At 58.2% G+C, this 21397-nt stretch carries 20 protein-coding genes; 18 read left to right on the top strand and 2 right to left on the bottom strand.

Annotated elements, in window-relative coordinates:
* Positions 1-52 precede the first annotated feature (52 nt).
* The 15 genes from FDP08_RS12485 (at position 53) to FDP08_RS12415 (ending at position 15901) form a co-directional block, all read left to right on the top strand.
* A complete protein-coding gene (locus tag FDP08_RS12485) occupies positions 53-1102 on the top strand; it encodes a ribonucleotide-diphosphate reductase subunit beta (protein WP_137436469.1) in 1050 nt (349 codons plus the stop codon).
* A gap of 25 nt (positions 1103-1127) precedes the next feature.
* A complete protein-coding gene (locus FDP08_RS12480; protein WP_137436468.1) occupies positions 1128-1640 on the top strand; it encodes a Mut7-C RNAse domain-containing protein in 513 nt (170 codons plus the stop codon).
* A gap of 22 nt (positions 1641-1662) precedes the next feature.
* Entirely contained in the window at positions 1663-3552 is a 1890-nt protein-coding gene (locus FDP08_RS12475; protein ID WP_137436467.1) for a monovalent cation:proton antiporter-2 (CPA2) family protein, read from the top strand.
* A 38-nt stretch (positions 3553-3590) separates the two neighbouring features.
* Positions 3591-4508, top strand: a complete 918-nt coding sequence (locus FDP08_RS12470; protein ID WP_137436466.1) for a LysR family transcriptional regulator — start codon at positions 3591-3593, stop codon at positions 4506-4508.
* 76 nt (positions 4509-4584) lie between these two features.
* Positions 4585-4947 carry a DUF7352 domain-containing protein gene (locus tag FDP08_RS12465; protein WP_137436465.1) on the top strand — a complete coding sequence of 121 codons (363 nt, stop codon included), beginning with the start codon at positions 4585-4587 and terminating at the stop codon, positions 4945-4947.
* A 60-nt stretch (positions 4948-5007) separates the two neighbouring features.
* Positions 5008-5949 carry a sodium-dependent bicarbonate transport family permease gene (locus tag FDP08_RS12460; RefSeq protein ID WP_137436464.1) on the top strand — a complete coding sequence of 314 codons (942 nt, stop codon included), beginning with the start codon at positions 5008-5010 and terminating at the stop codon, positions 5947-5949.
* A gap of 54 nt (positions 5950-6003) precedes the next feature.
* A complete protein-coding gene (locus FDP08_RS12455) occupies positions 6004-7110 on the top strand; it encodes a histone deacetylase family protein (RefSeq protein ID WP_137436463.1) in 1107 nt (368 codons plus the stop codon).
* Positions 7111-7256: 146 nt separating this feature from the next.
* Complete coding sequence (ahpC, locus tag FDP08_RS12450; protein WP_170979027.1) at positions 7257-7820, top strand: alkyl hydroperoxide reductase subunit C; 564 nt, start codon at positions 7257-7259, stop codon at positions 7818-7820.
* Positions 7821-8042: 222 nt separating this feature from the next.
* Positions 8043-9629 (top strand): alkyl hydroperoxide reductase subunit F, encoded by a 1587-nt coding sequence (gene ahpF, locus FDP08_RS12445; protein WP_137436462.1) that lies wholly within the window; start codon positions 8043-8045, stop codon positions 9627-9629.
* 190 nt (positions 9630-9819) lie between these two features.
* Positions 9820-10428, top strand: coding sequence for a transcriptional regulator BetI (gene betI / locus FDP08_RS12440; protein WP_137436461.1), 609 nt, complete (start codon positions 9820-9822; stop codon positions 10426-10428).
* A 5-nt stretch (positions 10429-10433) separates the two neighbouring features.
* Positions 10434-11900: a betaine-aldehyde dehydrogenase gene (gene betB, locus FDP08_RS12435; RefSeq protein ID WP_137436460.1), complete on the top strand. Its 1467-nt coding sequence runs from the start codon at positions 10434-10436 to the stop codon at positions 11898-11900.
* 21 nt (positions 11901-11921) lie between these two features.
* Positions 11922-13607, top strand: a complete 1686-nt coding sequence (gene betA, locus FDP08_RS12430; RefSeq protein ID WP_137436459.1) for a choline dehydrogenase — start codon at positions 11922-11924, stop codon at positions 13605-13607.
* Between the two features lie 227 nt (positions 13608-13834).
* A complete protein-coding gene (locus FDP08_RS12425; RefSeq protein ID WP_137436458.1) occupies positions 13835-15052 on the top strand; it encodes a BCCT family transporter in 1218 nt (405 codons plus the stop codon).
* 39 nt (positions 15053-15091) lie between these two features.
* Positions 15092-15301, top strand: coding sequence for an acetyltransferase (locus tag FDP08_RS12420; RefSeq protein WP_137436457.1), 210 nt, complete (start codon positions 15092-15094; stop codon positions 15299-15301).
* A 45-nt stretch (positions 15302-15346) separates the two neighbouring features.
* Positions 15347-15901, top strand: a complete 555-nt coding sequence (locus tag FDP08_RS12415) for a YgjV family protein (protein WP_137436456.1) — start codon at positions 15347-15349, stop codon at positions 15899-15901.
* Here the strand turns inward: FDP08_RS12415 and FDP08_RS12410 are convergent.
* Positions 15896-16930, bottom strand: a complete 1035-nt coding sequence (locus tag FDP08_RS12410) for a histone deacetylase family protein (protein ID WP_137436455.1) — start codon at positions 16928-16930, stop codon at positions 15896-15898. The genes FDP08_RS12415 and FDP08_RS12410 overlap by 6 nt on opposite strands.
* A 113-nt stretch (positions 16931-17043) precedes the next feature.
* On the opposite strand from FDP08_RS12410, the gene FDP08_RS12405 reads away from it, so the two are divergent.
* The gene (locus tag FDP08_RS12405; protein WP_137436454.1) at positions 17044-17604 is read left to right on the top strand and encodes an LOG family protein; all 561 of its coding nucleotides are present in this window, start codon (positions 17044-17046) and stop codon (positions 17602-17604) included.
* On the opposite strand, the gene FDP08_RS12400 is transcribed toward FDP08_RS12405, so the two are convergent.
* Positions 17574-18467 (bottom strand): carbohydrate kinase family protein, encoded by an 894-nt coding sequence (locus tag FDP08_RS12400; RefSeq protein WP_137436453.1) that lies wholly within the window; start codon positions 18465-18467, stop codon positions 17574-17576. The two genes, FDP08_RS12405 and FDP08_RS12400, sit on opposite strands and share 31 nt — an antisense overlap.
* A gap of 310 nt (positions 18468-18777) precedes the next feature.
* Here FDP08_RS12400 and FDP08_RS12395 point away from each other — a divergent pair, with 310 nt between their 5' ends.
* Positions 18778-20436, top strand: coding sequence for a L,D-transpeptidase family protein (locus FDP08_RS12395; protein WP_137436452.1), 1659 nt, complete (start codon positions 18778-18780; stop codon positions 20434-20436).
* Between the two features lie 50 nt (positions 20437-20486).
* On the top strand, positions 20487-21389 hold the full coding sequence (locus tag FDP08_RS12390) for a D-Ala-D-Ala carboxypeptidase family metallohydrolase (protein ID WP_137436451.1): 903 nt from the start codon (positions 20487-20489) through the stop codon (positions 21387-21389).
* The last annotated feature ends 8 nt before the right edge of the window (positions 21390-21397 follow it).

The raw sequence follows: 21397 nt of genomic DNA, 5'->3' as shown, positions 1-21397 counted from the left end.
GATTAGCGAAGCGTAATCCGACCTACGAAAAACAAATTCAGAGGTAAGACACATGCTCAACTGGGACGACGAACCAACCACCCAAACCACCCCCCAAGGCCCGGCCCCCGTCAATGCCGACGACAAACGAGTGGTCAACGGCGAGACCGATATCAACCAGCTCGCCCCGTTCAAGTACCCCTGGGCCTGGGAGTACTTCATGAACGCCAACAAGAACCACTGGACGCCGCTGGACGTCAACATGGCTCAGGACGTTCACGACTATCACCACCGCCTGTCCGCGCCTGAAAAACACGTTTATGAGAACGTGCTGGCCTACCTCACCACCTCCGACATCCTCGCCATGCGCAACATCGGCCTGGCGGTGATGGAGAAAATGAGCGCGCCTGAGTTGCAGATCTACCAGGCCCGGCAGGTGTACGAGGAAGCCATGCATACCTGGGCCTACCAGCACTGCATCGAAACTCTCAACCTCGACCAGAGCGAAATCTACAACCGCTACCGCGTGGTGCCCGCCATCAACGGCAAGATCCAGATGGCCAACCGGCGCCTGGACGCCGCCATGCGCTCCGACCTGAACCTGCGCAACCGGGACGACCTGCAGGAATTCATCATGTCCTATCTGTTCTTCGCAGCGGTCTTCGAGGGCGCCTGGTTCTACAACGGCTTCAGCCCCATCTTTGCGCTGCAGCGCCGCGGGCTGATGCGGGGTACCGGTGAGCAGCTGCAGTACATCCTGCGAGACGAGGCCATGCACTTCTCCTTCGGCCTGAAAGTGGTCAACCAGATCCTCGAAGAGGAAAACATCACCCTCGATCCGAAAGCCGTCAGAGACATGTGGGACGAGTCCGAGGCCGCCGAAACCGCCTACGCCAACTACATTCTGCGCGACCCCATCCTCGGCTACTCCGCCGAGTACCACAGCGAACAATTCCGCTTTGTGGCTAATCGTCGTGCCAGAACCGTGGGCCTGGAAGAGCCGTTCCCGGGGGCGAAGAACGTGTCGCCCTGGCTGGATGAGCAGGCTACCATGCGTAAGGAGAAGAACTTTTTTGAAACCCGGGTGATCGAGTACCAGACCGGGGCACAACTGGAGTGGTAGCCGGACAGGTTCCGGTCAGAATGGTATGAAGTTGATTGAAGGCAGCCTGTGTCCACTGGCGCCGCTGCGCTTTCTGTGCGACGAGATGTTGATCAACGTGGCGCAGTGGCTGCGGGTGGCCGGGTACGATACCTCCTTGCCTGCCCCGGGCTCGCCAGACAGGCAACTGGTGGATTGCTCCCGCGCGGAGCAGCGATGGCTGGTTACCGCGGATGCGGACCTGCTGGAGTTTGCCTGCGCGCCTTTCTATGTGCTGTTTCTGTCGGGTCGGGATGACCAGGCCCGGCTGAGGGAGCTGACTCTCCGGCTGGACCTGGATTGGTGCCTGGCCCCGTTCAGCCGCTGCAAAAACTGCAATACCCCACTGCACACAGCCAGCGAGCGGGAGAAGCAGCTCTTTCACCCGGGACCGGGTGGGGTAAGCAATGATACGGTATGGGCGTGTGTCACCTGTCGTCAGCTTTACTGGGAAGGCAGTCACGTCCGGCGTATGCGCAGCAGGCTGGAAGCAATGAACGCCTGGCGGGACTCACATTGATCATGCATAAGGACGAAGCGAGATGACTGAATACTTTATCCAGGCGTTTATCTATCTGACCGCTGCGGTTATTGCAGTGCCGATGGCAAAACGTCTGGGGCTCGGGTCTGTGCTTGGCTATCTGGTCGCCGGTGTGGTGATTGGGCCTGTGACAGGGCTGGTGGGACAGGAAACCGCCACCATTCAGCACTTCGCCGAGTTTGGCGTGGTGATGATGCTGTTCCTGGTGGGTATGGAGCTGGACCCGAAATCTCTCTGGGCCATGCGTGTCCGATTGCTCGGGCTTGGTGGCCTGCAAGTGGTGCTGACTTCTGGCGCCGGTATGGTCATCGCCTGGTGGTTGGGGTTGCCCTGGCAAACTACCATTGCAGTGGGGCTGATCTTTTCCCTGTCTTCCACCGCTATTGTCCTGCAAACCCTCAACGAGAAAGGGCTCAGCAAGACAGAGGGAGGTCGTGGTGCCTTCTCGGTGCTGTTGTTCCAGGACATCGCCGTTATTCCCATGCTCGCTGTCATTCCTCTGCTAACGGTGACCGGCCTTGCGGCTGTTGGCGCGTCTGAAGCGGATTCTCACAGCGCTTTCAGCCTGGTGGCGGACCTGCCGGGCTGGGCTCATGCGTTGGTGGTGATCAGCGCAGTGGCCACGGTGATTGTTGGTGGTCACTACCTGAGTCGGCCACTGTTCCGTTATGTGGTGAAGTCCGGTATGCGTGAGGTATTTACCGCCACTGCACTGATGCTGATAATTGGCATCGCTGCGTTGATGAGCGTTGTCAACCTGTCGCCGGCCCTCGGCGCTTTCCTGGCAGGTGTGGTGCTGGCTAACAGCGAATTCCGCCACGAGCTGGAGGCCAATATCGAGCCCTTCAAGGGACTGTTGCTGGGGTTGTTCTTTATCACTGTGGGTGCCGGCATCAATTTCGAGGTGTTGGCGGCGCAGTGGGGCACGGTTCTGACCCTCGCGCTGGTGGTGATCGTGGTGAAGGCCTCCGTGCTGTTGATTCTGGCGCTGCTGTTTGGGCTACGCGGCCGGGATGGCTGGCTGTTTACCCTGGGCCTTGCCCAGGCCGGCGAATTCGGTTTTGTGCTGCTGACCTACAGTATGCAGAACCGGGTTATCCCGGCGGATATCGCCCAGATACTGGCCCTGGTGGTGGCGCTGTCCATGTTCCTCACGCCGCTATTGTTCATCGCCTACGACACGCTGGTTTTGCCGCGATACCGTGATGCCCGGAATGACCAGCGGGAAGCGGATACCATCGAGGAACAGGCCCCGGTAATCATCGCCGGTGTTGGGCGTTTCGGCCAGATCGTATGCCGGTTGTTGCGTGCCAGTAAGGTGCCCATCGTGGCTCTGGACCTGGCCCTCGACCAGATTGAAAACCTGCGCCGTATTCACATCAAGAGTTACTTCGGTGACGCCAGCCGAATGGGCCTGCTTGAGACCGCGGGCATTGCCAACGCGCGCCTGCTGGTCGTGGCCATTGACGACCGGGATCGGGCAGTGGCACTTGTTCAGCACGTCAAGCAACACTACCCCGGTGTCTGGGTGCTGGCCCGGGCCTTTGACAGAGGCCATGGCTATCAGTTGCGCCAGGCCGGCGCCGATGATGTGGTCAGCGAAACCTATCACTCCGCCCTGGAACTGGGTGGCCATGCCCTGACCGCGTTCGGCGTACACCCATTGCGGGCACGGCAGATGACCTGGGCTTTTATTAATAATGAAAAGGCCCACGAGGATGATTTGTTCGATGCCTGGAAGGACATTGAAGAGGGTATCCGTTTCAGTCCCCGTTACGGCGAACTTTTCATGAAACTGGAAGAGACCCTTGGTCACGTCATGCAGCAGGACTGGCAGCCTCCAAGTAAGGAAGACGTTCCGCTGTGGTCGCCTCCGAAGACTGGCGAATAAATCCTGGGATCAATAATAAACCAAGAGTGATGTCAGAGATGGATAACCTGAACCTTCGCCACCTCCATTATTTCTGGGTAATTGCCCGTGAGGGGTCCATTGTCCGGGCGGCGGAAAGCCTTGAGCTGACCCCGCAGACCCTGAGCGGCCAACTGGCGACTTTTGAATCCGCTCTGGGTAACGCTCTGTTCCGCCGAGCCAACCGGGCCCTGCAACTGACCGATTTCGGGCAGACGGTATTCGGTTACGCAGACGACATGTTCCAGACCGCCCAGGCGCTGACGGATGTGCTTCGGCAGCCGCCGGAAAACAGGCCCCTGAGCCTGTCAGTGGGCATTGCCGCCTCGATTCACAAGCTGATTGCCTACCATCTGACTGCACCGGCATTGTCCCTGTCCCGCGAGGTGCGATTGAATTGTCGTACCGGGGATACCACTGAATTGTTGAAGCGGCTTGTCCAGCGAGAACTGGACATCGTGCTGACTGACCGCCAGCCTGCGTCAGGTGAGGCTGGCCAGTTCCGCAGCCATCGGCTGGCGAGCTCTTCAATGTCGTTGTTTGCGGCGCCGGAGCTGGCGGAAACGCTGTCTGCGGATTTTCCTGCCAGTCTCGACCGGCAGCCATTCTTGGCAACCTCTCTTGATGCTCCCTATATCAGCGCCCTGATGAACTGGTTTTCCAGCCAGGATATCCGGGTAAAAGTGGTTGCCGAAGTGGACGACAGTGCCCTGATCAAGGTATTCGGCCGGGAAGGCCTGGGGTATTTTGCGGCACCCACCGCCATCCGGGACGAGGTCTGTCGCCAGTACCAGGTGGTGCATGTGGCCAGTATCCAGGAGGTCCGTGACACACTGTATGCGGTGACACGGGCCCGGGGAAGCCATAATGCAGCGGTGACGGAGTTACTGCGGGAGCGCCCGGAGCTGGATGACAAGATCGAAAAAATCGAACAATAAACCAGAAAAAACCATGTTCCTTTCGATTTATGGTTTGTGGATGATGGCATTGTGTCCCACAGAAGGAGAACCGGCCATGAAAACCATTCACAAGTTCCGTCTCGAATGCGGCAAAGAGCCCAATACGCTGAAGCTGCGGGAAGGTTACCGCGTGGTACGTTGCGAATATGTTGTTCCCCAGAAGGGTGTCTATCTGTGGGTGGAACAACCACTGAACGTTGCCATTCCGGTTGTAGAACGGCAGTTTGTCGTGGTGTATTCAGGCGACCCGGTTCCAACCAGTTACCAGCATCTGGATACCGCACTCGACCCGTTCGGCCCGGAGGCCTATCATATATTTGCAGTAGACGTGGCACCGGCAGATAAGGTGGCGGCATCACACCAGCAGGCAAGCCCGACGCTTTTCAGGTCTGCCTCGCAACAGGTGGGAACCGCCTGACTGGCACTTGTTATATCCAGGGCCCTGCGGGGCCCTTTGTTTTATCGGAGTTTCTGATTCATGCCAGACATCATCGTGATGTTCTTCCTGCTTGGAGTGATCGCAGGAACCCTTCGCTCAGACCTGACAATCCCCAAAGCCGCTTACGACATCCTCAGCCTGCTGCTGATGCTGACTATCGGCCTCAAGGGCGGTATGGCCCTGCATGGCAATCTTCACTGGGGACTGGTCACGCAAGTGCTGGCGATCATGGCACTGGGCTTTGTCATTCCCCTGGTGCTGTTTCCGATGCTCCGGCACCTGGTTAAATTGAACGTGGCGGATGCTGCCAGCTTTTGTGCTCACTACGGATCGGTCAGTGCGGGTACCTTCGCCGTTGCCCTGGCCTGGGTGGAGTCCCGGGGAATGGCCACGGGTGGGCAGGTTACCCTGTACCTGGTGCTATTGGAGTTACCGGCCATTCTTACCGGCTTGTGGCTGTATCGACGCTATACCCGGGGCACGGCCCAGACAAACACCAGCGGCACACCCCTGTGGCAGGAAACCTTGACCAACCGGAGCGTGGTATTGCTGGTTGGCGGTGTGGTTATCGGCATCCTCTACGGGCCGGACCAGGGTGACGGGGTCACCGCACCGCTGACGGGTGCTTTCTCACTGGTGCTGTCGCTGTTCTTGCTGGAGATGGGGCTGGTGGCCGCTGAAACCCTGCGCAAGATTCAGCTCCGCCACTGGCGGCTGATTGTCTTTGCCCTGTGCATGCCGCCAATCCTGTCCCTGCCGGGGTTGGTAACCGGCGTGTGGCTGGGGCTCGAACCCGGCACTATTGTCATCCTTGGCGCCCTTACCGCCAGTGCCTCTTATATCGCAGCGCCAGTGGCGGTAAGACACGCAATTCCCGAGGCGGATATCGGGCTGGCCATGCTGGCCTCGCTCGGTGTGACTTTCCCATTCAACGTGTTGATTGGTATAGGGTTATACAGTTACTTCCTGGAATTATTGTGATTTACCCCGATAGGGCTATGATGGTCGGACAGCTCTAACAGGGAGGGCACAGCTTTGGTACAGCAAAAGGACGTCACTGTATTTTACGATGAGCGAGTACTGGCTCATGCCCCGGACACCAATGTGGATTTTTTGCCCGGCCGGCTGGACAAGCGGATTCGCACCATTCTTTCGGACCTCGATGTGCAATGGAAGTACCCGGAGCACCCCGGCCGCATAACGGCAATCATGGAGCTGCTGGCGCGGGAACCGATCCCCGGTGTGAGAATCGAGCCTGGCAAGGCGGCGACCAAGGATGAGTTGAGTCGGGTTCATACCCGCTCCTTCCTAGATGACATATTTTCCCTGCGAAATGAAAGCGCCTGGCTGGATGTGGATACCACGGCTGTTTCACCGGGCAGTGTCCAGGCTGCCGAAGTGGCCGCCGGCACGGCAATTGCGGCCGTGGAAGCGGTTGTTGAAGGCCGCACCGGCAGTGCGTTTGCGGTAGTACGGCCACCCGGCCACCATGCCGACCCGGCGCGAGCGAGGGGCTTTTGTCTGTTCAACAATGTGGCTGTTGCCGCAGCCCATGCACATGCCGCTCTGGGCTGTAAGCGGGTGTTGATTGTCGACTGGGATGCGCACCATGGCAATGGTACCCAGGATATCTTCTGGGCCGACCCGGACGTCATGTTTTTCGATATGCACCGCGCCGCACCATTCTATCCGGGCACCGGGTCGCTGACGGATGTCGGTGCAGGACGCGGAGAGGGTACCACCGTAAATGTACCCATGCCGGGTGGCGCGGGCGATGTTGCCTATCTGAAGGCTATGCGCGACATCCTGGTGCCGGCTGCGGACTTCTTCAAACCGGACCTGGTGCTGGTATCCGCCGGCTTCGATGCCCACTGGTTCGACCTGGCACTCAACGTGTCCTACGAGGGTTTCGCCGCCATGACCGGAGTTGTCCAGCAAATTGCAGACAAGCACTGTAATGGCCGGTTGGCCATGATCCTTGAGGGCGGTTACAATACCGAATCATTGTCTTATGGCGTACACGCGGTGCTCAAGGCGCTGGCTGGCGGCGTGGTGGTGGAGCCCAAAGACTGCGGTGTAGAGGAAGTGGAGGCCGCAACCGAATTCCACAAGGGTGCCTTTCAACCCGATAATACGAATTAGTTCTTTGCTATTACCCGCCTAAGAACAAAATAGCATTTACCTATCGAACAACTAAAAACAATCAATTTGAATGTTTTTGATCGGACCAATACATTGTGCCGCTCAAGTTAGCCAATGCCTCAATGAACCAAATGGAGACAATTCTTATGGGTATGATTAACAGCGAAATTCAGCCGTTCAACGCTACCGCTTTCAAACAGGGCGAGTTCGTTGAAATTTCTGAAGCCGATGTAAAAGGTAAGTGGTCGGTATTTTTCTTCTACCCGGCCGACTTCACGTTCGTATGCCCGACCGAGCTGGGCGACGTGGCAGACAAGTATGAAGAGCTGCAGAAGCTGGGCGTGGAAGTATTCTCCGTGTCTACCGACACCCACTTCACCCACAAAGCTTGGCACGACAGCTCCGAGACCATCGGCAAGATCAACTACTTCATGGTAGGCGACCAGACCGGCACCATCACCAACAACTTCGGTGTCATGCGTGAAGGCCAGGGCCTGGCAGACCGCGCTACCTTCCTGATCGACCCGGATGGCGTTATCCAGGCGATGGAAATCACTGCTGAAGGTATCGGCCGCGATGCAGACGACCTGCTGCGCAAGGTAAAAGCAGCCCAGTACGTTCGTAACCATCCCGGCGAAGTTTGCCCGGCCAAGTGGAAAGAAGGCGAAGCGACTCTGTCTCCGTCACTGGACCTGGTTGGCAAAATCTAAGGTTTCAGCAACAGTGAAACCAGTAAGAGGGCCCGCTTTGCGGGCCTTCTTTGTTTCTATCTGGTTGATTTTCTGAGTCGAATAGCAAAGGCCTATCAAATACTTTGGATCAATTAATTTGAGCTCTACCTGGCTGGACCGTATCGTACGCACAGATTCGATTCACGACTCAACCTGAGTTCGCACATTCAGTTTTACGATATCCGAAGGGGAACAGAGAACATGTTGGATGCCAGTATCAAGGAGCAGTTGAAAGCCTACATGGAAAAGCTGCAGCAGCCGATCGAGCTGGTTGCCGCTTACGATGACAGCCCGAAATCCCAGGAGCTGAAGCAGCTGCTGGATGAAATCGAGCCGATGTCAGACAAAATCAGCCAGCGCACAGAAGAATCCGACGATGTGCGTCGTCCCTCCTTTGCCATCAACCGGATTGGCAGTGACATTGGCGTTCGCTTCGCCGGTATTCCGATGGGCCATGAGTTCACCTCCCTGGTGTTGGCACTGTTGCAGGTCGGGGGCCACCCGCCCAAGGCCAGCGATGAGGTTATCGAGCAGGTAAAAGATCTGGACGGCGAATTCGAGTTCGAAACCTATTTCTCCCTGTCGTGCCAGAACTGTCCGGACGTGGTTCAGGCGTTGAACCTGATGAGTGTGCTGAACCCGAAAATCAGGCACACCGCTATTGACGGCGCCCTGTTCCAGGACGAAGTGGAGCAACGTGAAGTCATGGCCGTGCCCAGCGTCTACCTCAACGGCAAGCCGTTCGGCCAGGGCCGCATGACCCTGGAGCAGATCATCGCCAAGGTGGATACCGGTGCCGAAGCCCGCGAAGCCGAGAAGCTGAAGCACAAGGACCCGTTCGAAGTACTGGTGGTCGGTGGCGGCCCCGCCGGTTCCTCCGCCGCTATCTATGCGGCACGTAAGGGAATTTCCACGGGCATTGTAGCCGAACGTTTTGGTGGCCAGGTGGCCGATACCATGGGTATCGAAAACCTGATTTCCGTGCCTTATACCGAAGGCCCCAAACTGGTGGCGGCCATGGAGCAGCACGTTAAAGACTACGACGTGGACATCATGAACCTGCAGCGTGCCGAGAAGTTGATTCCTGCAGCCAGCAAGGGTGGCCTTCATGAGGTACGCCTGGCCAACGGCGCGTCACTGAAGTCCCGCACTCTGGTGCTGTCCACCGGCGCCCGCTGGCGCCAGCTGGGTGTGCCCGGCGAAGAGGAATACCGCAATAAGGGCGTGGCCTATTGTCCGCACTGTGACGGCCCATTGTTCAAGGGCAAGCGCGTAGCGGTGATTGGCGGTGGTAACTCCGGCGTGGAAGCGGCCATCGACCTGGCCGGTATCGTCGGCCACGTGACCTTGCTGGAGTTTGCTTCAGAATTGAAGGCAGACGATGTACTCCAGAAAAAACTGCGCAGCCTGAAGAATGTGGAAATCCTGACGTCAGCGCAGACCACCGAAGTCGTGGGCGAGAACGGCAAGGTCAGTGGCCTGAACTACAAGGACAGGGACAGCGGCGAAGAGCATCACGTTACCCTGGAAGGTGTGTTTGTCCAGATCGGCCTGATCCCCAACACCGATTGGCTGAAAGGCGACATTGAGCTGAGCCAGCATGGCGAGATCATCGTCGATGCCCGTGGCGAAACCTCGACACCGGGCGTGTTTGCCGCTGGTGACGCCACCACGGTGCCGTACAAACAGATCGTGATTTCCATGGGTGACGGTTCCAAGGCCGCCCTGAGCGCCTTCGACTTCCTGATCCGTAACTCCGCTGATGAGAGTGACGAAGAGGCGGCCTGAATCACCGCCTGAAAACAGGTTCACACACGGCTGACCCCTAACTGACAGTTCGTGTTTCAAGCCCCGTTGTCCGGTTTCCGGATAACGGGGCTTTTTTTATGGCACTTGCTTCGGGTTGTGCTGGCAGGTTGCTTTCTGTACACTTTATTTTAATTGAACGTTCAATTAATAAAAGTCAGGTCGAAACACGATGCCGATTGTCGGAGTAAAAGACACCCGAAAGCAGCAGTTGATAGATGCCACCATGGCATCCATTGCTGAGCTGGGCCTGCAGAACACCACCATCATTTCCATCAGCCGCCGTGCCGGTATGTCATCCGGCATTATCAGTCACTATTTCGGCGGCAAGCAGGGGCTGATCGAAGCGGCACTGCGCTACCTGCTGGACCAGCTTGGCAAGGAACTGCTGGAACGGATGTCCCGTACGGACGGCTCTCCGGAGCAGCGCCTGCAGTGCATCGTGGAAGCCAACTTTTCCGAGTTCCAGCGCTCTGACCTGGCGGCGAAGACCTGGCTCAGCTTCTGGGCCCGCTCCATGCACGAACCCGGCCTGCAGCGCCTGCAGCAGATCAATAATGCCAGGCTGTACAGCAATCTTCGGTATTCCTTCGCCCAGCGTTTGCCCAAACAGGCCGCCACCGAAGCGGCCCGCCAGATGGCTGCAATGATTGACGGCTTCTGGCTGCGCAGTGCCCTGAGCACGGACCCCCAGGAAGGTTTCGCCGCAGCGGAAACGCTGTGTAAGCGGTTTGCATTGACTGCGCTCAACCCGTCTACCAATTCACCAGCCCAGGTTTGAACCCCATGACTGCATTGCCCCGTTATCAGAACTTCATCAATGGCCAGCCGATGGCCAACAGCTCCGGTGAAACCTTTCCTGTGGTCAACCCGGCCACGGGTGAAGTGATCTATGAAATGGAAATCGCCGATGAGGCTATCCAGAAGGCCGCGATCGAAAGTGCGCAGGCCGGTTTCAAAGTCTGGTCCGCCATGACCGGTGCCCAGCGCGGCCGTATTCTTCACCGCGCCGTGGCTTTGCTGCGGGAGCACAACGACGAATTGGCCGCCCTGGAAGTGAAAGACACCGGTAAACCATGGCAGGAAGCCGAAGTCGTGGACGTGGTGACCGGCGCCGACACCCTCGAATATTTTGCCGGCCTGGCTGCCTCGGTTGAGGGTAACCAGCAGGATCTGGGCGGCGATTTTTACTACACCCGTCGCGAACCCCTGGGCGTGTGTGCCGGTATCGGTGCCTGGAACTACCCGCTGCAGATTGCCTGCTGGAAGTCTGCGCCGGCGCTGGCAACCGGCAACAGCATGATCTTCAAACCCTCTGAGGAAACCCCGATGGGGGCCCTGAAGCTGGCGGAGATCTTTACAGAGGCCGGCGTTCCCGCCGGCGTGTTCAACGTGGTGCAGGGTGCGGGAGATGTCGGCGCCTGGCTGACGCATCATCCGGACATTGCCAAGGTATCGTTCACCGGTGAAGTCGGAACCGGCAAAAAGGTGATGACCGCAGCGGCCTCTACCCTGAAAGACGTGACCATGGAGCTGGGTGGCAAATCACCACTGATTATTTTCGAAGACGCAGATGTTGAAAACGCCGTTTCGGCGGCGATGCTGGGTAACTTCTATACCCAGGGCGAAGTCTGCACCAACGGTACCCGGGTATTCGTGCACGAGGCGATCTATTCGCAATTCATGGACCGGCTGTTGGAGCGCACGCTGAACAACATCCGCATCGGCGACCCGACTGACCCGGAAACCAATTTCGGGGCCCTGATCTCCAGTAAACACCAGCAGCTGGTACTGGATTATATCGACAAGGGCATTGCCGAAGGCGCCACCCTCAGCCACGGTGGCAAGGCCGCAAAACCGGCATCCGCCCCCGGTGGTTACTTCGTGGAGCCCACCATTTTCACCGACTGCACCGACGACATGACCATCTGCCGCGAGGAAATCTTCGGGCCGGTGATGTCGGTACTGACATTTTCCGATGAAGAAGAGGTGATCAATCGGGCCAACAATACCGACACCGGCCTTGCCGCCGGAGTGTTCACCAGTGATATCCGCCGCGCCCACCGGGTGATTCATCGCATCCAGGCTGGCATCTGCTGGATCAACAGTTACGGGGCGTCGCCGGCCGAAATGCCGGTGGGGGGCTACAAACTCTCCGGCGTGGGCCGTGAGAACGGCCGTGTCACGCTCGACCAGTACACCCAGCTGAAGGCGGTGTATGTGGGAATGGAAGATATAGACAGCCCTTTCTGAGTTGGCTGCCGGGAGTTGCGTATGAAAGAAGCGAATTACGATTACATCATTGTAGGAGCGGGGTCTGCCGGTTGTGTGCTGGCCAACCGGCTTACCGAGGATAGCCGCTACCGGGTGCTGCTGCTGGAGACCGGTGGCAGCGACAAGAGCATCTTCATCCAGATGCCCACGGCACTGTCCATCCCCATGAACACCAAAAAATACGCCTGGCAGTTCGAGACCGAGCCGGAACCCTATCTGGATAACCGCCGCATGCACTGCCCCCGGGGCAAGGTGCTGGGCGGTTCGTCCTCCATCAACGGTATGGTCTACGTGCGTGGCCATGCCCGTGACTTTGACGAATGGCAGGAACAGGGCGCCGATGGCTGGGACTATCGCCACTGCCTGCCCTATTTCAAGAAGGCGGAAACCTGGGCGTTTGGCGGGGATGAGTACCGGGGCGATCAGGGCCCGCTGGGCGTGAACAACGGCAACAATATGCAGAACCCCCTCTACAAGGCCTTTGTGGACGCGGGCGTGGATGCCGGTTACTTCGCCACGGATGATTACAACGGTGCCCGCCAGGAAGGCTTTGGTGCCATGCACATGACGGTCAAGAATGGCCGCCGCTGGTCCACCGCCAACGCCTACCTGCGCCCGGCGATGGCGCGGGACAACCTGAACGTCGTCACCCATGCGCTGGTTCACAAGGTGCTGCTGGATGGCAAGCGGGCCACCGGCGTGCGCTATGAGAAAGCCGGCAAGCTGGTGGATGTGGCCGCTTCTGAGGAAGTGATCCTCTCTGCGGGTTCCATTGGGTCACCCCATCTGTTGCAGCTCTCGGGTATTGGTAACCGTGAGGTCCTGGAGCAGGCGGACATCCCCGTCAATCACGAGTTGCCTGGTGTAGGCGGCAACCTGCAGGATCACCTGGAGTTCTACTTCCAGTTTCGCTGCAAAGAACCGGTCTCTCTTAATGGCAAGCTCGACTGGTGGAACAAGCTCAAGATCGGTGTTCGCTGGCTACTGAAGAAGGATGGCTTGGGTGCCACCAACCACTTTGAATCCTGCGGCTTTATCCGCTCCAAAGCGGGTGTCGAGTGGCCGGACCTGCAATACCACTTTTTGCCGGCGGCCATGCGCTACGACGGTAAGGAAGCCTTCAATGGCGACGGCTTCCAACTGCATGTCGGCCACAACAAGCCCAAGAGCCGTGGTTCGGTGTACGTGCAGTCGGCCGACCCCAGGCAGGCACCGCGTATCCTCTTCAACTATCTTCAGCATGAGGATGACCGAGAGGGCTTCCGTGATTGCGTGCGCCTGACTCGCGAAATCGTCAGCCAGCCGGCAATGGACGTCTACCGGGGCCCGGAAATTCAGCCGGGCATCGACGTACAGAGCGACGAGGAAATCGATGCCTTTGTCCGCCAGGCGGTGGAAAGCGCCTATCACCCCTCCTGTACCTGCAAGATGGGTGTGGACCACCAGGCCGTGGTGGGCCCGGATACCCGGGTGCACGGCCTGAGCGGATTGCGGGTGGTTGATTCGTCCATCTTTCCGACTATCCCCAACGGTAACCTCAATGCGCCAACCATCATGGTGGCGGAGCGTGCTGCTGACCTTATTCGTGGCGTTGAGCCACTGAATCCGTCCGATGCCCCCGTGGCAATGGACGAGCAATGGCGAGACCGTCAGCGCCCGGGGGGCGCCAGACGCGCGATCGCCTGACCGTATCCCGGCGGCGCAATGGCTGCCGGTTTTTTATGCAAACCATCAGGACTTACCTATCGTCGCTGCGGCTGCGAAGTTCGCGCCGTCCTGAGCGCGCGATAGTTAAGTGTTGACCCGTCAACGCGGGGGTTTGTGTCCGATTCGAATGAACCATTGCTTCAAAGTAGAGGAGGAACACCCATGTTGTCCGATAAAATAGCGATTTCCTGTACCCGGAGGTGTGTATGACACTCTGGTTATCCACAGGCCTGATTTTCACCTTCGCGGCCATCGCGTTGATCCTGTTCAAATGGTGGGACCTGAAAGTCATCGGCGTTACGCCGGTACGTACGTTCACGTTTATCGCCATCCTGTTTACCTCCGGCCTCGATGTGGGCCTGATCATGTTCCCGTTGACAGAATTCGCCGGTTACGGCGACCTCGGGACAAGCCCTGAGTACGGGTTTGCCAACCCGCTGGCCATTGAGTTCGGTTTCTGGGCCTTCCTGATCTGGGGCTTTTACTTCCTGACCTGCTTTTACTTCTGCGTGATTGAGCCGCGGGTGAAATTCTTCGACATACCGCTGGTAAAAGTGGTCAACAACGTGGTGATCATTGGCACCTGCGCGTTCACCGCCTTCCTGCTGCTGATCAACCTGCCCTGGTACCTGCCGGAAATCGGCGACGGGGAAACCGTGGTGCCCATCTTCTACCTGATTGTCTTCGTGGCGATTGCGGCGGCCGTACATTCCAGCAGTAAAATCAAGTACGTGCGCATCCTCAGCCTGGGTTCCAGCTGGCTGTTTATCGCCCTGATTGCGGCGATGTGGGGCCGTGCGTTTCTCACCGGCAACGGCAGCGTGGGGGACTTCTTCAGCACCGCGGGTCTGATTGGCGAGTACTTCACCAACCTGCACCAGTTCATGCTGCCGCTGAACGACTACCATGAGTTTTACCTGCTCTGGTGGTTCTCCTGGAGCATCATGATCGGCCAGTTCACCGCCCGTTTTGTCAGCGGCCTGCGCACCTGGCAGCTGATGATCGCCATGCTGGTGTTTCCGTCCATTGCCATCGGCACCTGGTTTTCGGTGCTGTACCACTATCACGCCGAGGGCCTGAACATTGCCGCGTTTATCAACATCGCGATGATCACCGTCGGTATCCTGATGGTAATCAACTCACTGGATTCGTTGATCCGGCTTTATACCGACAACCTGAACCTGACGGCAAAGCGGCTGGGCCAGGGCAAGTACTATCTGGGGAACCTGGTCGCCATGTGTGGCCTGACACTGCTGTTCCAGCTTGATTTCCTGCGCATCCAATGGGTCGGCGCCCTGGTGATTGCGTTGTACTTCAGCTGCTTCGTCTACATTGTAATGAAGCGGCGCTTCGAGGTGATGGGCATTGAAGCCTCGCCCAAAGAGAATACACTCGACTTCAGGAAGATTGAGTTAGCGAGCTAGATCGTTTCACACACCATCAGGGAAATCCGGGAGGGATTTATGTTTCTCGCCGAAAAATCGACCGGTCACATGATAGAAGTGCTGGACACCCAGGCGCTGTTTGATCCCCATGAATCGACGGTGAAGGGCAGCCTGCACTTCGGTGAGGAGGCCCAGGACCCGGAGAGCTTTGAAAAAGCCGGCCTGAACTTCCCGTCCGGAGAATCCCTGCCGCTTTGCTGGACGGACCCGGATTATCGCAGAAGGTGATCCGGGCCCGGCAAAGCCACTCCCTGTTGTTGCTGATGGATCCCCATGCTTGAGGGGATGAGCTATACCGACCTGGCGGGCCAGGTCGTCAGCCTGATTGCACTGGGGTTCTGCATTGTCGGCTTCGCCAGCAAGCGGGACGACCGCCTGATGGTGCTGCTGATCTCCGCGAACGTGGCCTTTGCGCTGCAGTTCGCGCTGTTCGGCAGCTGGACGGCGGCGGTACTGAGTTTGCTGGTGATTGGCCGTATCATGCTGGCCCGGAAGTACCTGGGCAGTTGGAAGGTGATGCTGGCGGTGCTGGCGGTGAACCTGGTGGCGGCGGCACTGACCTGGCGCAGCCCGGTGGATTACTTCGCCATTGCCGCTGCCATCTTCGGTACCGTGGGCATGTTCATGCTCCGGGGCATTCCCATGCGGTTGATGCTGATGGCTGCCGCCATTGCCTGGATGCTGAATAATATCGTCATCGGCTCTGTGGGCGGCACCCTGGCGGAGGGCATGGTGGTAGTGACCAATTTCATTACCATCGGCCGCCTTGCCCGGATGAAACGCCGGTATCCGGAAGCGTTTGAAAATCTGAAGGAGCCCGGTTCATAGCCGGGCTTGTTCGAACCCTTTCAGCACGTTCACCACATTCACACCAATGGCATCCACATCGTAACCGCCTTCCATGGTGAACAGCGTTGGCAGGTTCAGTTTGCCCAGCCGCTCCCCCATCAACAGGTAGTCTGCAGACCTCAATTTGAAGAAAGAAATCGGGTCATCCTCGAAGGTGTCCACGCCCAGGGCAATCACCAGGGCGTCTGGCTGCCAGGCTGCGATCCTGGCGCAGGCGGTTTCCAGCCCATCTAGCCAGACGCTGAAGGGCGTGCCGGGCGGGTAGACAAGGTTGAGGTTGAAGCCCTCGCCAGGACCTTCGCCGGTTTCATCTTCAAACCCCAGAAAATGAGGAAACACCAGGTCCGGGTCGCCGTGCAGGCTGATGGTCATCACATCATCACGCTGGTAGAAAATGCTCTGGGTGCCATTGCCGTGGTGGAAATCCACATCCAGCACCGCCACCCGTTTGGCGCCCTGATCCCGGAAGGCCTGGGCGGATATGGCAGCGTTGTTGAAGAAACAGTAACCGCCGAACAGGTCAGCGTGGGCGTGGTGACCGGGTGGGCGGCACAGCGCGAAGGCGGCAGATTCGCCGTTGGCCACCAGTGCCTGTGCGGTCAGCGCGACATCGGCAGAGGCACAGACGGCATCCCAGGTGCCTTCGGTAATGGAGGTTTCGGCGCCAAAGCTGTAATAGCCCAGGCGGCCATCAATGTCTTTCGGTACCCGGTGCCGCATGCCGCGTCCGGGCCAGACGGCGGAAATAGCTTCTCCGGGTTTGCCTTCGGCGATCCAGTCTGCCCAGCTGACCCTGAGGAAGTCCACGTAGTCCTGGGTATGTACGCGGAGCACCGGCCCCAGTCCGTACTCCCGGGGTGGCAGAACCTCTCCCAGCTGCTCCTGTTTTACCCGGCCCAGTATGGTCTCGGCACGTGACGGCTTCTCATGGGGCGCGATCAGGATACCGCCGTCGAGTTCTGTTGTGGCCGTGCGGCGGTTGTGCAACGGTGAAAAAACAGTTTTCATGGGAAGATAGCCCGTGTTGATCTCGGTAAGCCCGGCAGCCAGAGTTGCTGATCGGTGCCTGACACTCTGCTGATCAACATACCAAACAATGAATCCATTCACAGGAATCGGTCATGAAAATCGCTGTCTTTTGTGGTTCCAGCCGGGGCAACGACGAACGGTTTGCCGAAGCCGCCGCTGAGTTTGCCGGTTATATGGCAAGCCAGGGCATTGACCTGGTTTTCGGGGGCGGCAATGTAGGCCTGATGGGGGTGGTTGCCGATGCCGTGCTGGCCGGCGGCCGCGAGGTGTATGGCGTTATCCCCGAATCGCTGCGGGACCGGGAACTGGCCCACCAGGGCCTGACCAGGCTGGACGTGGTGGCCTCCATGCACGAGCGCAAGGCGCTGATGGCGGACATGGCCGACGCCTTCGTGGCTTTGCCCGGCGGCCCGGGCACCATGGACGAAATCTTCGAAGCCTGGACCTGGGGCCAGCTCGGCTATCACAACAAGCCCTGTGCCTTCTATAATGTGGATGGCTATTACGATGAGCTGCTGGCCTTCATCCGCAAGATGTCCGGTGCCGGATTTCTCAAGCCCGAATACGCGGATATGGTGATTGTGGAACAACAGCCGGAAGCGTTGATATCCGCCCTGAAAAACTACCAGCCACCCGCCCGTAAATGGTCGTAAAGCCGCTGGAGGCTCAGGTTCTGTGCTGCCAGTGAGCGTGACGTAACGCAGAGTGCGCCACACGCGGCACCGAGCTTCAGGCAGGTCTGCAGGCTTTGCCCTTCCAGGTAGCCGGCCAGAAAACCACTGAAGAAGGCATCACCGGCCCCATTGGTGTCGCGCACCTCTTCGACCGGAAATGCCGGCTGTTCCAGCCAGTCCCCGTTCCGGTCGAGCAGGGTGGCGCCGTCAGCGCCATGGGTGCACACCACCAGCTCCTTGCCCCCATCGATCATCTTTTCCATAAACGCGCGATAGCCCGCCAGGTTGTCACTGGACAGGAAAATAACGCTGGCGGCATCAATAAACGGCTGGTGATGGGAGTTGTGGCCATCGTAATCGTGCAGGTCAGTCCATACCGGCTTGCCCGCGTTTCTGGCCAGTGCCAGAGCAGGCCTGGCGTAGCCCAGGATGTTGACCACCACCAGCTCACAGTGTTCCATGGCAGAGCACACCGGGGCCCAATCCACTGATGCCGGTTCGGCGGGTGGCTGGACAAACAGGGACACCCGCCCGCCGTGCGGGTCCATCAGATTCACGTGCTGCTCGGTAGGTGCATCGGTTGTTTCTACCAACAACTCAATTCCCGGCAGGCCCAGGGCACTCCCGGCAAAGCCCGCCTCCTGGTCCCGTCCCAGGAGGGAGTGCAGTATGACGGGACGCCCCAGAGCTGACAGATTCAGTGCCTTGCCGGCGCCGGTACTGCCCAGGGTTCTGTAGCTTTCGTTTGGCCAGATGGTCTGCGGAACAGGCTGTGGCAGCACATCAAGCTGGATCACGGTGTCCACGGAGACACCCCCGATGATCAGTATGGGTTTTTTCATGGGTCCGGAGCCTTAACTGAAAGATCAGCCAATCCTACCCACTATTCCATCTGCCCGGCTCCTCCCCGTGGCTACGCCCCTGGATGTACCGGTACCCGGAGTGATTCAGGCTTAGTTTCTGGTTTTAAAAAGATTTTCTGGAATCAGAGGAGCGGCTGAAATGGGAGTTATACGAATTGGTGGTATGCGAACGCGTTCCTATAATACGCTGTTATGAATGTAGGGACCTTGATCTCACCACCTACACCCGCTCCGGCAATGTGGTGATGGACCTAAAAGCGTCGATCCTTTTCACTAACACCGGAATGATATGATGGTTGTTTGCAAACAGTTCACATCCCGGGCCCTGGCCAGGAGTTTCTGCCTGCTGATGTTCTGCGTTCTGGCTTCAGGGCTAAGCGCAGCCCCCACTGCCTCGGAGTTGATCCGGCAGAGACTCGAAGCGCCAGGCGAGCCTATGGCTCTGTCCGAGCCGCTGTACAATCGGGCATTGATGATGTCGGAGTACGAGTCTCGGGCTTTTAAGCCTATCTGGATAACGGACGAGGGCGCGTTGCCCAAAGCTTATCGCCTCGTGGATACAGTGGGCGAAGCAGCCTTGGACGCCATGAGGCCGGAGGACTATCATCTGGCCGCGGTGAGCGCCCAGTTGGCGGGCCAAAGCCAAGTAATGACGGTATCCCAACAGGTCGATCTTGAACTGGCCCTCTCCGATATGTTCCTGAGTTTTGCTGCTCACAGCTTAAAGGGACGCATCAATCCGACCTCTATCGACCCGGAATGGTCGTCCAGTCACCGCGATACCGACCTGACAATTCTGCTCTCGAAGGTGGCGGAGGATGGCAAAGTTGCCGCCCGCCTGGCGGCCCTGCAACCCTTACAACCCGGTTACCTGACACTCAAGCAGGCACTGGCTGATTACCGCCGCATTGCCGCTTCAGGCGGCTGGCCAGGAATTCCAGCTGGCGGCACCCTCAAGCGGGGCATGGATGACCCGCGTGTGCTGCTGCTCAGAACCCGCCTAGGCATTCCTGTGCCGGAGGAGGTAGGCACCGTCTACGATGCCGAGCTGGAGTCGGCGGTCAAGGTCTTTCAGCGCCGGCACGGTCTGGAGGTCGATGGTGCCGTGGGCCGGGAGACGCTCGCGGAGTTGAATCAGTCGGCTGCTTCCCGAGCACAGACCATTGCCATGAACATGGAACGGTGGCGCTGGTTGCCAGAATCCCTGGGCGAGCGGCACATTCGCGTGAATATTGCCAGTTTTGAACTGGAAGCCTGGGAGGGTGGCCAGCGTGTTGCGTCGCAGTCGGTTGTGGTCGGGAGGGACTACCGTCGTACGCCGGTATTTTCGGGTGAGATGACTTACCTTGTTTTCAACCCGACCTGGGAAGTGCCATCGTCAATCGCCCGAAAAGACCTGTTGAAACAGATTCAGGCTGACCCGGGCTATCTTTCCAGAATGAACATGCAGGTGCTCAGAGGCTGGGGAGCCGATGAGATTCAGGTGGACCCATCCTCAGTGCTGTGGAGCAGCATGACAGAGCGCAGTTTGCCCTATCGTTTTCGCCAGTTGCCGGGCGAAAACAATGCACTTGGACGCGTCAAACTGATGTTTCCAAATGTCCATGCGGTGTACCTGCATGACACGCCCGCTCGAAACCTGTTTGCCAAAGCAAAGCGGGATTTCAGTTCTGGCTGCATTCGACTGGAGCAACCGCTCGAGCTGTCATCTTGGGTACTGGAAGGAACTCCCAATTGGGATCGTGGCCGAATTGACCGGGAAATTGCTGGCAAGAAAATCACAACGGTTAAGTTGAAGAACCCGGTTCAGGTCCATCTGCTTTACTGGACAGCCTGGGTCGATGAAAATGGCCAAGTGCATTTCCGTCGCGATATTTACGGCCGTGACGCCCGCTTGCAGTCTGCTTTGCAGCTTCCACCACCAAAGATGAGCCGGAGTGACCTCTGAAAACATACCTGCGCTTTGCGATAATCCTGCTCGGCGGACTGACGCTGGCTGTGACTCAGGTCAACGCCTACGAAACCGGTCGCGCCGACTTTCAGCTTTCCGCGAAAGGGTTGGTGATTCCCTATTCGGTGTTTGCGCTGTCTGGCCTGCCTGGTGAAACGCTGGAACTCACCATCCGGGATACAACGAGTGGTGCTAAATTCCAGTACCGTTTCGGTGAGAGCATTCAGACAGTGACGGCTGGAAAACCATTTGGTGTAAAACTCCCGGCATTACCAGGCACCTATCCATTGCGGCTGGAGCGTGCGGCTGACGGCCACACGATGAAGCTGAATCTGTTCGTGATGCAGCCTGCCTCCCGCGTGGTCAAAGGCCGGCTGAACGGTTACCGAATTGGCGACTACCCTCAAGCAACCGGTAAGAAGGCAGCGCTCTACCCCAAGCCTCGTGGCTTTATTAAATTGACCGAGGACAATGGATCAACGCAGCTCTCACCGCACTTTACGCTGGCCCAGTTTCCCAGTAAGCAGGCGTCCGGTTACCCAAAATATCTGATTGTGCGGGAGAGGCTGGTTCTCAAGCTGGAGCTGTTGCTTGAAGAGCTTAATCTCAGTGGTAAGCCCGTTAAAGGATTTGTGATCATGAGTGGTTATCGAACCCCCTTCTACAACGCGGCGATTGGCAATGTACCATTCAGCCGCCACGTATGGGGCGGTGCCGCCGACATCTACATTGATGACTCGCCAAAGGACGGCATGATGGACGACCTCAACGGCGACGGGAAAATCAATGTAGGCGACTCCCGATGGCTCTACGATTTTGTCGAGAAGCTCTACGGTCAAACATTCTACGAGCCGTTCCGGGGAGGTCTTGGGCTGTATCGGAGTAATTCAGCTCACGGGCCATTTGTGCATATCGATGTCAGAGGACATCGGGCTCGCTGGGGCCACTGAGCAGAGTG

This window comes from Marinobacter panjinensis, from assembly GCF_005298175.1.
Lineage (GTDB): Bacteria > Pseudomonadota > Gammaproteobacteria > Pseudomonadales > Oleiphilaceae > Marinobacter > Marinobacter panjinensis.
The sequence above is the reverse complement of the archived record's forward strand: the minus strand, read 5'-3'. Positions and strand labels throughout refer to the sequence as shown.

What these genes read in the sequence shown, in the direction of transcription:
- FDP08_RS12485 (WP_137436469.1), top strand. Translation starts at nt 53, where the DNA reads ATGCTCAACTGGGACGACGAACCAACCACCCAAACCACCCCCCAAGGC.
- FDP08_RS12480 (WP_137436468.1), top strand. Translation starts at nt 1,128, where the DNA reads ATGAAGTTGATTGAAGGCAGCCTGTGTCCACTGGCGCCGCTGCGCTTT.
- FDP08_RS12475 (WP_137436467.1), top strand. Translation starts at nt 1,663, where the DNA reads ATGACTGAATACTTTATCCAGGCGTTTATCTATCTGACCGCTGCGGTT.
- FDP08_RS12470 (WP_137436466.1), top strand. Translation starts at nt 3,591, where the DNA reads ATGGATAACCTGAACCTTCGCCACCTCCATTATTTCTGGGTAATTGCC.
- FDP08_RS12465 (WP_137436465.1), top strand. Translation starts at nt 4,585, where the DNA reads ATGAAAACCATTCACAAGTTCCGTCTCGAATGCGGCAAAGAGCCCAAT.
- FDP08_RS12460 (WP_137436464.1), top strand. Translation starts at nt 5,008, where the DNA reads ATGCCAGACATCATCGTGATGTTCTTCCTGCTTGGAGTGATCGCAGGA.
- ahpC (WP_170979027.1), top strand. Translation starts at nt 7,257, where the DNA reads ATGGGTATGATTAACAGCGAAATTCAGCCGTTCAACGCTACCGCTTTC.
- ahpF (WP_137436462.1), top strand. Translation starts at nt 8,043, where the DNA reads ATGTTGGATGCCAGTATCAAGGAGCAGTTGAAAGCCTACATGGAAAAG.
- betI (WP_137436461.1), top strand. Translation starts at nt 9,820, where the DNA reads ATGCCGATTGTCGGAGTAAAAGACACCCGAAAGCAGCAGTTGATAGAT.
- betB (WP_137436460.1), top strand. Translation starts at nt 10,434, where the DNA reads ATGACTGCATTGCCCCGTTATCAGAACTTCATCAATGGCCAGCCGATG.
- betA (WP_137436459.1), top strand. Translation starts at nt 11,922, where the DNA reads ATGAAAGAAGCGAATTACGATTACATCATTGTAGGAGCGGGGTCTGCC.
- FDP08_RS12425 (WP_137436458.1), top strand. Translation starts at nt 13,835, where the DNA reads ATGACACTCTGGTTATCCACAGGCCTGATTTTCACCTTCGCGGCCATC.
- FDP08_RS12420 (WP_137436457.1), top strand. Translation starts at nt 15,092, where the DNA reads ATGTTTCTCGCCGAAAAATCGACCGGTCACATGATAGAAGTGCTGGAC.
- FDP08_RS12415 (WP_137436456.1), top strand. Translation starts at nt 15,347, where the DNA reads ATGCTTGAGGGGATGAGCTATACCGACCTGGCGGGCCAGGTCGTCAGC.
- FDP08_RS12410 (WP_137436455.1), bottom strand. Translation starts at nt 16,930, where the DNA reads ATGAAAACTGTTTTTTCACCGTTGCACAACCGCCGCACGGCCACAACA.
- FDP08_RS12405 (WP_137436454.1), top strand. Translation starts at nt 17,044, where the DNA reads ATGAAAATCGCTGTCTTTTGTGGTTCCAGCCGGGGCAACGACGAACGG.
- FDP08_RS12400 (WP_137436453.1), bottom strand. Translation starts at nt 18,467, where the DNA reads ATGAAAAAACCCATACTGATCATCGGGGGTGTCTCCGTGGACACCGTG.
- FDP08_RS12395 (WP_137436452.1), top strand. Translation starts at nt 18,778, where the DNA reads ATGATGGTTGTTTGCAAACAGTTCACATCCCGGGCCCTGGCCAGGAGT.